Source organism: Arachnia rubra (genome assembly GCF_019973735.1).
Lineage (GTDB): Bacteria > Actinomycetota > Actinomycetes > Propionibacteriales > Propionibacteriaceae > Arachnia > Arachnia rubra.
The window spans coordinates 575399-587351 of the sequence record NZ_AP024463.1 but is presented as its reverse complement, the minus strand read 5'-3'; the positions used below and the strand labels follow the sequence as shown (position 1 = coordinate 587351).

General features: G+C 65.1%; 10 protein-coding genes. 4 read left to right on the top strand and 6 right to left on the bottom strand.

What is annotated here, in order from left to right; genetic code table 11:
- Positions 1-312: 312 nt before the first annotated feature.
- From SK1NUM_RS02520 to SK1NUM_RS02505, 4 genes are all read right to left on the bottom strand, one after another.
- Positions 313-1716, bottom strand: a complete 1404-nt coding sequence (locus tag SK1NUM_RS02520) for an ABC transporter permease (protein ID WP_212324958.1) — start codon at positions 1714-1716, stop codon at positions 313-315.
- A gap of 50 nt (positions 1717-1766) precedes the next feature.
- Complete coding sequence (locus tag SK1NUM_RS02515; RefSeq protein WP_212324956.1) at positions 1767-2282, bottom strand: ATP-binding cassette domain-containing protein; 516 nt, start codon at positions 2280-2282, stop codon at positions 1767-1769.
- Between the two features lie 213 nt (positions 2283-2495).
- The gene (locus SK1NUM_RS02510; RefSeq protein ID WP_212324954.1) at positions 2496-4070 is read right to left on the bottom strand and encodes an alpha/beta hydrolase; all 1575 of its coding nucleotides are present in this window, start codon (positions 4068-4070) and stop codon (positions 2496-2498) included.
- A gap of 321 nt (positions 4071-4391) precedes the next feature.
- The gene (locus SK1NUM_RS02505; protein WP_212324952.1) at positions 4392-5945 is read right to left on the bottom strand and encodes an alpha/beta hydrolase; all 1554 of its coding nucleotides are present in this window, start codon (positions 5943-5945) and stop codon (positions 4392-4394) included.
- Between the two features lie 542 nt (positions 5946-6487).
- Between SK1NUM_RS02505 and SK1NUM_RS02500 the strand changes: the two genes are divergently transcribed.
- A complete protein-coding gene (locus SK1NUM_RS02500) occupies positions 6488-7465 on the top strand; it encodes an ABC transporter ATP-binding protein (RefSeq protein ID WP_212324950.1) in 978 nt (325 codons plus the stop codon).
- The gene (locus SK1NUM_RS02495) at positions 7462-8253 is read left to right on the top strand and encodes a hypothetical protein (protein WP_212324943.1); all 792 of its coding nucleotides are present in this window, start codon (positions 7462-7464) and stop codon (positions 8251-8253) included. The genes SK1NUM_RS02500 and SK1NUM_RS02495 overlap by 4 nt, the downstream gene beginning before the upstream one ends.
- Before the next feature lie 112 nt (positions 8254-8365).
- Here SK1NUM_RS02495 and SK1NUM_RS02490 read toward each other — a convergent pair whose 3' ends face one another.
- Together SK1NUM_RS02490 and SK1NUM_RS02485 are read right to left on the bottom strand one after the other, a co-directional pair.
- Positions 8366-9031, bottom strand: coding sequence for a response regulator transcription factor (locus SK1NUM_RS02490; RefSeq protein WP_317988072.1), 666 nt, complete (start codon positions 9029-9031; stop codon positions 8366-8368).
- Complete coding sequence (locus SK1NUM_RS02485) at positions 9025-10209, bottom strand: sensor histidine kinase (protein ID WP_212324942.1); 1185 nt, start codon at positions 10207-10209, stop codon at positions 9025-9027. Before SK1NUM_RS02485 ends, SK1NUM_RS02490 begins: the two co-directional genes overlap by 7 nt.
- A gap of 130 nt (positions 10210-10339) precedes the next feature.
- Here SK1NUM_RS02485 and SK1NUM_RS02480 point away from each other — a divergent pair, with 130 nt between their 5' ends.
- Both SK1NUM_RS02480 and SK1NUM_RS02475 read left to right on the top strand, forming a co-directional pair.
- Positions 10340-11062, top strand: coding sequence for an ABC transporter ATP-binding protein (locus SK1NUM_RS02480; protein WP_212324940.1), 723 nt, complete (start codon positions 10340-10342; stop codon positions 11060-11062).
- On the top strand, positions 11059-11874 hold the full coding sequence (locus SK1NUM_RS02475; RefSeq protein ID WP_212324932.1) for a hypothetical protein: 816 nt from the start codon (positions 11059-11061) through the stop codon (positions 11872-11874). Before SK1NUM_RS02480 ends, SK1NUM_RS02475 begins: the two co-directional genes overlap by 4 nt.
- The last annotated feature ends 79 nt before the right edge of the window (positions 11875-11953 follow it).

The following is an 11953-nucleotide window of genomic DNA, read 5'->3' as shown; positions in this document are numbered from 1 at the left end:
CGCGAGACGACCAGCTGAAGACACCACCTCATGGAAGCGCTCCCAGTCTGGAGATACCCAAGGGACTCAGGATCCTCATCTCCTCACCCTCCGACAGACGTGCTCCCTGTTTCAATCACCTTGGCGGGAAGTCGGGGTAAGAACAGGGACAACCCCCACAGTGACGCCATCGCACCGGCACGGCCATCAACCACATCACTATCAGGGCAGAACCTCCCAGAACGACACGACTCGACCGCCAGAAGAGACACCCAGCCCACACACTGGCGGCCACCGGCCGTGGCGAAAGCGAGCCAACCCCGTACTCCCGGCTCACACGGGCTGGCGGAGCCGGTCCATCATGGGGCGGCGATCAAACTGGGCAGGCAGCCAGGTAGTAGCCACGGCGAGCACGAGCACCACCGCGACCACCGGCGCGAGCGTGCTCCACGGCAGGGCCGCGAGGAAGACGCGCATCCCTCCCCCGGAGAATACGGCCGACCCGGCAGCACTCAGGATGGTGGCGATCAGCCCGAACAGGATGCCGGTGATGGCGTAGATGGCGCCCTCCAGGATCGTGGTGGCCATGAGCGTGGAGCGCCGGGCCCCGATAACGCCCAGCAGGGCTCCCTCCTGCCGCCAGGTGGAGCCGACCATCGCGATGTTGGCGACACCTCCCGCACCCGAGATGATGAAGATGGGCACGGCGATGGCCAGGAACCCGCTGACGCCGCCGTCGGCACCGGAGGCCCGGGTCGCCCCCACGATCGCGTAGACCACCCCGGTCATGCCGACGGCGATGCCGAAGGGGACGATCGTCGTCAGGCTCATGGTGGAGCGGTGGCGGGCGTTGGCCCGGGCGGCGAACCAGGCGGGGCTGCGCCCGGGAATGAGGGCGGTCCATGCCGTCAGGAGGGGGCGGATCGTCCAGTTGGGCACGCACAGGGCAGCGATCATCAGCATCAGCACCAGAGCGCCGCCCAGCCCCATCAAGTCGTCGTTCGTGCGCCCGGCCATCTCTGCGGCGGTCTGCGGGTCCGCCCCCTCGGTGCTGGTGAGCTCGCTGGGGTTGACCACTGCGATGATCAGGGTCACGGTCACGCCGAACAGGAACACACCTGCGACGATCCACTGCCAGATGCGGGTCCGGGCAGCGGGTGAGGCGGCCTCGCGCAGGGCCTGCATCTCCGGGGTGGAGGCGGCGCGCCGCGCAGCACCCAGGCCGCCCAGGATGCTGAAGGCGGTGGTGATCGCGATGGTCAGGGGCACGGCGAAGGCCGGCATGACCACGGGCATGTCAGCGGGGTAGACGTGGAACTCGTGCCACGTGAGCAGGTACCAGCCGGTGACCGGCAGGGCCAGGATCCCGCCGATGAGGCCGCCGAGCATGCCGACGGCGCCGATCTGGGCCAGGATGACGCGCCGGATGCGCCGGCTGGGAATGCCGATGATCTTCCATAGGGCGTGGGATCGGGACTGCGCGGTCACCGTCAGCGCCAGCGTCGAGGAGACGATGACGGCGATGGACAGGCCCGCGTAGCTGACCAAGTTGGAGCCCAGGATGCTGGTCATCGAGCTGTACTTCGAGGCGTCGGCCTGGGTGGCGGACCATTGCAGGGCGCTGTACCAGGAGACGATGATGACGTCGATGAAGGCGCCTCCGGTGGTGGTCACCAGCAGCGACCACAGCCACTGGCGGGCGTGGTGGCGCAGGTCCTTCCAGATGAGTGCGGCCATGGGATCGGTCTTCTTTCCTATCTGCGCGTCTTCTTGGGATGAGCGGCCAGTCAGCAGGCGCTGAGGGCCGGCGCCGGGGCCTGGCTCGCGGGCACGTGGCCGGGCGTGCGAGCAGGCATTCGGGCGGAGTGGACCAGCTCGGCGATGTGAGCGGCGTCGCGGGTCTCGGACCAGGCGGCCAGGTGCCCTGAGCTCATGACCGCGACGGCGTCAGCCTGGGCGGCGGCCTCGACGTCGTGGGTGACCATGACGACGGTCGCGCCCTGCTCGGCCAGGCGGCGCAGCCAGTCCAGGACCACCTGCCCGGCGCTCAGGTCGAGGGCGCCGGTGGGCTCGTCCAGTCCCGCCATGGTGTGCAGCAGCGTCGACTTACCCGATCCCGAGGCCCCCACCACCGCGGTGAAACTGCCCTGCGGCAGGTCGGCATCAACCCCGTCCAGGGCGACCACCTGGGCATCCTTGCGCCCAGGGACGTCGTAGATGCGGGTCAGTGCCCGCACCGAGATCGCAGGGCTGCCGGGAGCATCGGGGTGGATGACTTGCTGAGATGCCCGTGAAAACTTCATGGTTTTATAACATCAGCGCGGCCCGCCTGTGTCTGTGGAGCTAACCATCGTCCTCGTTATGGCTATCCCTACCTATGACACTGTGACTCCGTTGACGCTGTGGCTCCGGCAGGCCCTAGATCGCGTCCAGCCATAAAACAGGCATAAAAGTCGTGTTGTCTCCGCGCGAGCAGGCGGAGACAACACGACTCGATAAGGGACAGACGCCCAGATTCAGCTGGTGCAGGTCAGATTGTCTTGTGGCAGCTGGCCGTCCAGGAGGAAACCGTCGACGGCTGTGGTGAGGCAATACCCAGCATCTTCGTGCCCGTAAGCACCATGGGCGTTGCCCTCCCACGTCAGCAGGTGGCCGGAGTCGAGCTGCTCCGCCAGAGCCTCAGACCAGTGATATGGAGTGGCCGGATCGCCGGTGGCGCCGACCACCAGAATCGGCGGAGCTCCCTCGGCATGAACGTCCTGCGGGATCGGATCAGAAGCGGAGTAATGTCCCCAGGCGGCGCAGGTCATGTCGAAGTTGATTGTCCTGGCGCCGAAGGTCGGAGACAGCTCCTGAGTCTGCTCGTACTGGGCCTTCCACGCTTCCATGTTCCCTTGTGAGGGGCGGTCCTGACACAGAACAGCCAGCAGCGTGGCTGCATTGGAGGGTTTGAACCATCCCATCTGCTTGATAACCTCAGCGAAGCCGGAGGCATCATTCTGGGTGATTGCAGGCGTGAGGGCCGCGGTTAACTGCTGCCAGTACCCAGACTGCAGAAAAGATATCTGAATGATTTGGGCAAGCTGGGCTCCAGTGACTTTCGCCTCGGGGTCGGAGGTTTTCATCGGTGATGCATCAGCAGAAGCGATCAGGGCACGAATCTGCTGCACCCCCTCCTCAACGTCACCAGCCAAGGGGCAGTCACCAGTCTGGCCGTCCAGACAGGCCTGCACATAGCTGCGGAGCGCCTTCTCGTAACCCTCTATCCCTTCCTGGCCGAATTCCACATGGGAGACAGTGGAGTCCACAGCACCATCGAGCACCATCCGGCCAACATGCTCCGGGAAGAGCTCCGCGTAGGTGTAACCAAGTTCAGTGCCATAAGAGAAGCCAAGATAGTTCAGGGATTTCTCCCCCGATACGGCACGAAGCACATCAAGGTCTTTCGCCACTGAAACCGTATTCACATGATCCAGCAGACCCGGCTCAGAATGTTCCCGGCACTGCTTCTCCAACGTGGATACCTTGCCCATATAGCTCTGAGCCCAGTCCTCGAAAGACTGCCCCTCCCGCGGCTGGCCTGGGCTGATGAGCCATTCGAAGGGAGACTCGGCATCCCCGCAGTCGACGGAAGTGGAGGGGCTGATACCGCGGGGATCGCGGACGCCGCGGGGATCGAATCCAACGATGTCGTACCCAGCCAGCAACTCCTTCGAGTACTTCTTCTCCACACCCTCAACCTGGTGAACCCCGAAACCACCCGGGCCACCGGGATTGATGAACAGTGAACCTTGAGACTCACCATCGGCGGCACGTTTCTTCACCGCGATCTGGATGGTCTCACCGTCGGGCTGGTTGTAGTCCATCGGCACCGTCACCATCGCGCAGGAAAACTTGCCCTGCTCCTCGGTCTTCTCCATACCGCCGGTATCGCCACACGGATACCAGGAGATCTCCTGGCCGTAGAAGGACTCCAAAACCTCCGGCACCACAGGTTGATGGCCTGGATCAGCAGGAGAACCATGCGTGGGCAGGGCCGACGCCACCGGCCCCGCTGCCAACAGCGCACACCCCACCACAGCCGCAGCCACAGACCGCCTTCGTCTTCCCATACGGATTAGACCTGAACCAGCTTTCATCATCGTTTCCCTTTCTTGCGGTTCCCAGGACCCAGTTGCCCGAGGATGTGACCAGCATCCCGGCACAGGCCTCACCACCGCTACGAACGCAGGACGGAACCTCAATTACGACCTTTGGAGGAACACGCATCGACGAAGGTCCCATGCCGTCGGACGCATACGACGACACACATACGACACAGTGTGGCCCCACCGGAGTTCGGCAAGGCCACACCATGGCGTAACTCAGCGACGCTCAAGCTGACTGGCATCGCTGAACTCACTCGGCTTCCTTCAGGTGGTGCACACGAGGTTGTTCTGTGGCAGCTGGCCGCCCAGGAGGAAGCCGTCGACGGCTGTGGTGATGCACTTGTTGCCGCGCATGTAGGCGACATGGGCATTACCGTCCCAGGTGATCAGCTGGGCGGAGTCGAGCTGCCTGGCTAGCGCCTGGGCCCAGTGGTACGGAGTGGCTGGATCACCGGCGGTCCCCACCACCAGGATCGGGGCCGCGCCCTTGGCGTGGACGTCCTGCGGGATGGGGTCGGTCTTAGAGTAGTGACCCCACGCGGCGCAGGTCATGTCGAAGCTGGCGCCGCCTGCGAAGGTGGGAGCAACCTTCTGGGTCTCCTCATATTGTGCCTTCCAGGCATCCATGTTGCCTTGTGCGGGACGGTCCTGACACATGACAGCCGTCCAGGCCGCCATGCTTACACCAGCCGAAGCCTGCTTGACGGCCTCGGCGAAGCCAGAGGCGTCATTCTGACCGATGGCAGGAGCCAGGGCCGCGGTCAGCTGCGGCCAAGCGCCGCCACTCAGGTATCTCCGGATAGCCCCGGTGAGCTGGGCTCCGGTGATCTTCACATCGGGGTCGGAGGTTTTCAGCGGTGATGCGTCGGCGGAGGTAATGAGGTCACGGATCTGCTGCACCCCGTCCTCGACGCTGCCGGTCAGGGGGCAATTGTCGCCGGCTTTTCCTTCCAGACAGGCCTGGACGTAGCGGTGGAGGGCTTTCTCATACCCTTCAGCTGTTTCCACGGTCAGTCTGTGGTTGGTTGAGGTGGAGTCCATGGCACCATCGAGCACCAGCCGGCCGGTGTTGTGGGGGAAAAGCTCCGCATAGGTGTAGCCCAGCTCAGTGCCATAGGACATGCCGAGATAATTCAAGGTCTTCTCTCCCGAGACCGCCCGGAGGACGTCAAGGTCCCGCGCCACCAAAGCGGTGCCCACGTGATCCAGCAGACCCGGCTCGGAGTACTCGCGGCACTGCTTCTCCAACTTGGATACCTCGTCCATATAGCCCTGGGCCCAGTTCTCAAAGGAGCTCTCCTCCTGGGGGTGCTCCGCGCTGGCCTCCTCGGCCGGCTTGGCGTCCTGGCATGTGATGGGGGTGGAGGAGCCGACACCGCGTGGGTCGAAACCGACCACGTCGTAGCCGGCCAGCAAGTCCTTCGAGAAACTCTTACCCACCGCCTCAACCAAGCCGATGCCGGAGCCACCCGGCCCGCCTGGATTGATAAACAACGAACCACGGGGCTCGCCATCCGCGGCGCGTTTCTTCACCGCCACCTGGATGGTCTTGCCGTCGGGCTGGCTGTAATCCATCGGCACCGTCACCGTCGCGCACGAGAACTTGCCCTGCTCGTCGGTTTTCTGTATGCCTCCGGTGTCGCCGCACGGATACCACGACACCTCCTGGCTATAAAAAGACTCCAGCCCCTTCGGTATTGCCCCTGGCTCATCCGGGGCAGGGGTATTGGTGCCGGATTTCTGGGGCACCGCATAGGCCGGCAGGGCCGACGCCACCGGACCCGCCAGCAGCGCACACCCCACCACCAGCGCGGCCATGGAACGCCGCCTCTGGCCTCTCCAACGGGCTGAACCCGGCCCCATCTTCTCCCTCGTCCTCGCTGTTCTCATACCGCTCCTTTCTTTATTTTTCTTTATCTGCATGGCCCTATTACCGGACCGTGCAGGTGTATGGGAACCCCCAGCATCCCGCACCCAGGCGCCCGCATCCACCCTGCTAGCGGGACAAACAAAGGTAGAGATGACTCACCCCTAAGGGTCGAGCTGAAGCCATATGGGCCACTCACCTTTTGGGAATCGCGATGAACAACACCAGCCTGGCGAAGACGCCACACGGGATCAGGCGCGCCCACAGCCACCAGCGCAACCTGCCGAGACCAGGCTGCCACGAAAGCTTATGCCACCGCGACACCATACGCGCGACTGCCTCCAGAACTGGCCCTATCCCCGGTTTGCTGGCCTTGTTGCCATTTGCTGGCGTCACAGCACAGGCAAACGCGATTAAGGCCAGCAAACGGGCAGGGGATGCCGAATACCCCAGTTCGCCAGATTCCGTGCGGAAACACAGCTAGCCTTCTGGTATGTCATCGCAGACCACGCGGCAGTCCAGACCGGGTCGCCTCACGGCCTCCGCCGGGTCGACGATCGAGGTCAACGGACTGACCAAGGAGTATGGCGGACGGGCTGTCGTGGACGACCTCTCGTTCACAGTCCGTCCTGGTCTCGTCACGGGTTTCCTGGGCCCCAACGGGGCGGGCAAGTCCACGACGATGAAGATGATCCTCGGCCTGGTGCACCCGACCCGCGGCAGCGCCCTGATCGGGGGACGCCCGTTCCGGTCCCTGCCGAACCCGGCGGCCAGCATAGGCGGCCTTCTCGACCCCCACGCTGTGCAAGGTTTCCGCACGGGCGCTGAACACTTGGCCTGGCAGGCCAGGACCGCCGGAATCCCGCTTGAGACGGTGGGACGAAAGCTTGAGCTGGTCGGCCTGTCACAGGCCGCCGACCGCAGGGTGAGCGGCTACTCGCTGGGCATGCGGCAACGGCTCGCGCTCGCCGGGGCACTGCTGGCCGACCCAGGCATCCTCATCTTCGACGAGCCCGTCAATGGCCTCGACACGGAGGGCATCTTGTGGATGCGTGACATGCTGAGGTCACTCGCGGCACAGGGACGGACGGTGTTCGTCTCAAGCCACCTGATGGACGAGATGCAGCGAACAGCCGACCGGGTGATCATCATCGACAAAGGACGCCTGGTCAGAGACGTCACCCTCGACGAACTGACCGCCCAGGCAGTCGATCACCAGGTGCGGGTCCGCAGCGGTGACGATGATCGCCTGCGAGACGTCCTCGCCGCCGAGTCAGGGCAGGTCCGTCCTCTGCCGGACGGCATGCTCGTGACGGGCCTGGCGGCGGAGAGGATCGGATGCCTCGCCCTGGAGGCGGCCATTCCGCTGATCGAGCTGCACAGCGAGGCGGCGACGCTGGAGGATGCCTTTCTCCAGATCACCCACGCGGCGGACAGGACCGCGGCGGACAGGACGGAGGACAAGCCATGACGGGAGTGCACCGCGCTGGCCTCTCGTCGGCTGCGGCTGGAGAGTTCGCCAAAGCCCGGTCGTGGCGGACGGGACGGGCGCTGCTGGTGGTGGCCTTGCTCGGCGCGGCCCTGGGGAGTGCGATGTTCGTCGCCACCGTGCCACTCACGATGAGCCAATCCCTGGCGGCACTCCAGGAGCGTCAGCGCGTGGAGGTGTCGCTGATGGGCGTGGACGTGGCCAACATCGTGTGCCTCGTGACGGCGATCCTGTTCGTGTCGAATGAGAACTCCAGCAATCTCGTCGAGGTCACCGCGCGGCTGACTCCGGTGCGGCACCGGGTGGTCCTGGCGAAGCTGATCGTGGCGGGAGGGCTCTCGTGCGTGATCTCGGTTCTCGCGACGCTGCTGGCTTATGGCGCTGGCATGGTCACCCTCACCGCTGCCGGGGCGCCGCTGCCAGCTTTCGACGGCGGCACGCTGCAGGCCCTACTGGGAACCATGCTCATGATTCCGGTCCACACCGTCCTGGCTGTCGCCATGGCCTACCTGACCCGGAGCGGCCTGATGGCCTTCCTGGGGGTCTTCGCCGTCATGTGCCTGCCCACCCTCAGCTCGATCCTGCCCAGTGCGCTCGACCGGGCCGCGCAGTGGCTGCTCCTCACCCCCGCGCTGCACACGATCTCGGGCATCGCCACCCCGGGCGGAAAAGAGTTCACCCACCCCGTCGCGGCGGCGGGCGTCGTGCTGGGCTGGATGGTCGTCCCCCTGCTGCTGGCGGTCTCGGCCTTCCGGTCCCGTGATCTCTGAGACGCTGGCCCTATCCCCGGTTTGCTGGCCTTGTTGCCATTTGCTGGCCTCACAGCACAGGCAAACGCGATTAAGGCCAGCGAACGCGGATTAAGGCCAGCAAACCGGCAGGTTAGGAGTCGAGCAGACGGGCATCGTGGACCAGGATCGCGACCTGGGTGCGGTTGGTGCAGCCGAGTTTGGTCAGGACCCTGGTTAGCGTGGCTTTCACCGTCGCCAGCGAGTGGTAGAGCTTCGTCGCGATCTCCGCGTTGCTCAGGCCCCGGCCGACCTCGACGGCGACCTCCAGCTCACGCTTGCTGAGGACCTCCAGGTCGGTCCGGGCGCGCTGGGTGCGGTCGTCGACGCCCGCCGACGTCGCGGCCGCGATCACTGCTCCGATCACCGACGGCGACAGCGACCGCTCCCCCTCGGCGGCGCGGTGGATGGCGCGGATCATCTCCTCCGGCGACGTGTCCTTCAGCAGGAAACCGTGGGCCCCGGCGCGCAGCGCCTCCAGGACCAGCTCGTCGGCGTCGAAGGTGGTGAGCATCACGACCTTGGGTGGTTCGGGCTGTGCCAGGACCTGCCGGGTGGCGGTGATCCCGTCGACCTGCGGCATGCGGATGTCCATCAGTACCACGTCGGGGGTGTGCTCGGCGACCAGCGCGACGGCGTCGGAGCCGTCGGTGCCCTCCCCCACCACCTCGATGCCGGAGTCCGCTTTGCTGAGCAACAGCTTGAGCCCGGCCCTGACCAGGGCATCATCGTCGACCACCAGCACGCGCCGGTTCACCACGGCAACCACACCTCCACCACGAAATCGCCTCCCTTGGGCCCCGCGCTCATCCTGCCACCCAGCAGCTCTGCCCGCTCCTCCAGGCCGACCAAACCCAGTCCGGAGCCTGGGGAGTCCACCGTGATGAGGCTGAGCTGGTTGGCCGCCCGGATGTTCAGGCCATCCTGCGGCGATCCTGCGATGGCGAGCTGCACCACAGCCCCCGGCGCGTGGCGGGCCGCGTTGGTCAGGCACTCCTGGACGATCCGGTAGGCGTGCCGGCTCAGCACGTCGTGGGGTTCGCTGTCGATCCGCACGTCGGCTTCGATCTGGCGTCCCACCACTCGATGCTCGGCGAGCAGGGCGTCAAGCCCGGCCAAGGTCGGCTGCGGGCGCGCTGGCGCGCCCTCGGCGTCGATCTGGCGCAGGCGTCCGAGGATGGTGCGCAGTTCCTCAAGGGCCTGGGTCGCGCTCTGCTGGATGGTGCCGACGACGGGCCGGGTTTCCTCGGCGCCCAGGTCATCGCGGTAGGCCAGCGCCCCGGCATGCATGGCGATGAGGGAGATCTTGTGGGCAAGCACATCGTGCATCTCCCGGGCCAGCTCGGCGCGCTCCTCCGCGCGCGCAGCCTGGGCCAGCAGCTCACGTTCGCGTTCCAGCGCCGCGATCCGCTCCATCTTCGCCTCTTGCCTGGTCCCCAGGAAGCTGCCGAGTGTCGCGATGAGCATCACCACAAGCGCTGCGGCCAGGGGCGTCAGAGTTGTGAACAGCTGAGCCCATTCCCGAATGTTGGAGGACACATCGTCGGGGACGGCGATTCCAGGCTGGTCCCGCCCCTGTCCGAGGCCGGCATACAAGGGGTTCAGGATCAAGGCCGCATACATCACAACCCCGCCGAGCAATGTCAGGCGGATCTTCCGTCGCTTGCACAGGTGCAGATAGGCCCAGACCATGCAGAGCGTGAGGAGCTCAGAGAAGGGAACGGACAAGGCGCTGAGCGCCAGGCTGAGTGCCAGGGGATGCCGGTGCCTCAGCCGCATCGCGAGCAATGCCGCCGATCCAACCGCCAGCTGCAGGACCGTTCCCCAGGCTCCCAGGCGGTCCAACAGGAAGTTCTTGTCCGCGGTGGAGAGGTTCATAATCATGAAGAGCCCGACCACCAGGTAGGGCCAGTTCGCCCTGAGATTGAGTTTCCGCACGTCCACGACCCTAGACCGCCCCCGGCGGCGTCCCGGCAGCTCCTTCGGCTAAGCGAACGCATCTTTCGGCTAGGAAACCTCATACCTTCACCCCTGGCAGCAAACCAGCTGGCTCCAGTGGCATGGAGCCATGATCACCTTCCAGAACCTGACTAAGAGCTACGGCACCTTCACCGCAGTCGACGGCATCAGCTTTGACGTCGCGCCCGGAACCATCAGTGGCTTCCTCGGCCCCAACGGGGCGGGCAAGTCCACCAGCATGCGCTGCCTCGTCGGCCTGGCCGTGCCCACGAGCGGCGCAGCCACCATCAACGGAAAGCCGTACCGCACACTGAAGAACCCGGCCTTCGAGGTCGGCACAATGCTCGACGCCTCCGCCCAACACCCCGGCCGCACCGGATACGAAACCCTCGCCCTAGGAGCCACCGTCCTCGGCCTACCCAAAACCAGAGTCAACGAGGTCCTACACATGGTCGGCCTCACCGAGAAGGAATCCAAACGCCGCCTCAAAGCCTACTCCCTAGGCATGCGGCAGCGCCTGGGGATCGCACACGCGCTGCTCGGGTCGCCGTCGGTCCTGATCCTCGACGAGCCGGCCAACGGACTCGATCCCGCCGGCATCCGGTGGATGCGACGCCTGCTGCGGGAGTTCGCCGACCACGGCGGCACCGTACTTCTCAGCTCCCACCTGCTGCACGAGGTCCAGCAAATCGCCGACGAAATCGTGATGATCGGCCAGGGACGCATCGTCGCCTCCGGCACCCAGGAAGAGCTGCTGAAGACCACCGACGACCTTGAGGAGCTGTTCCTCGACCTCACCGAATCCACCTCCCGCGAAGGAGCCCTGTCATGACCGCCGCCGCAACCCCCCTGCTGACCGGGTCTCGCTCAGCCATCGCTCCTATCAGCTTCAGCCGGGTCCTGGCCTATGAGTTCCGCAAGTCGGTATCGACCAGAGCAAGCCGCTGGACCCTCGCAGCGGCCATCGCCGGAACCATAGCAACAGCAGCCATTCTCTATCTCTCTCTTCTGCTGACGGATTTCGATACCACACAGCACTTCACCTGGATACAGCTGGCACATTCCACCACCGATTCCTTCCTGGGCATCGCCGAGATCTCCACAATTCTGTTCAGCCTTTTCCTGATCCTGATGGTCACCACCGACTGGACCAACCGCAGCATCATGACGACATACACGCTGACGCCCCGCCGCGGCTGGGTGCTGTCAGCTCAGCTCATCGTCGCTCTGACCTACATCGCGGCCTTCTGGGCATTGTGCCTCGGCCTGGCGGCCCTCGTCGCAGGCCTCCTCTCCCCAAGCCAGAACGTGGACATCAGCTGGTCGGCGACGGCCTGGGACGTACTCGGGGTGCTGCTGGCGAACGTGGGATTCCCCCTTTCGGGGTTCCTGCTGGGCATAGCCATCATGAATACCCCAGCGGTCGTCGTCGCATGGGTGGTGCTTGACTGGCTCGCGACCCTGTTGCTGTTCCTGCTCAAGGACGTGGGCCAGTGGTTCCACCTGAATACCGCCCTGGGGACCGCGGTCGCAGACCCGAATACAGGCGCCAACTGGGCCCATGTCGCGACATCGGCGGTGGTGTGGCTCGGCATCCCCGCAGTCATTGGCATCTGGCGCACACTACACCGCGAGGCCAGCTGACCCGAAACATCACCAAACCCAAAGACCTACGGTCCGGTAGGTAGCAACATATGGCTGGTCTGCCAACCAGAATCTGCTA

Bases quoted from the DNA above. Each gene is read 5' to 3' on its own strand.
- SK1NUM_RS02520 (WP_212324958.1), bottom strand. From the start codon at position 1,716: ATGGCCGCACTCATCTGGAAGGACCTGCGCCACCACGCCCGCCAGTGG.
- SK1NUM_RS02515 (WP_212324956.1), bottom strand. From the start codon at position 2,282: ATGAAGTTTTCACGGGCATCTCAGCAAGTCATCCACCCCGATGCTCCC.
- SK1NUM_RS02505 (WP_212324952.1), bottom strand. From the start codon at position 5,945: ATGGCCGCGCTGGTGGTGGGGTGTGCGCTGCTGGCGGGTCCGGTGGCG.
- SK1NUM_RS02500 (WP_212324950.1), top strand. From the start codon at position 6,488: ATGTCATCGCAGACCACGCGGCAGTCCAGACCGGGTCGCCTCACGGCC.
- SK1NUM_RS02495 (WP_212324943.1), top strand. From the start codon at position 7,462: ATGACGGGAGTGCACCGCGCTGGCCTCTCGTCGGCTGCGGCTGGAGAG.
- SK1NUM_RS02480 (WP_212324940.1), top strand. From the start codon at position 10,340: ATGATCACCTTCCAGAACCTGACTAAGAGCTACGGCACCTTCACCGCA.
- SK1NUM_RS02475 (WP_212324932.1), top strand. From the start codon at position 11,059: ATGACCGCCGCCGCAACCCCCCTGCTGACCGGGTCTCGCTCAGCCATC.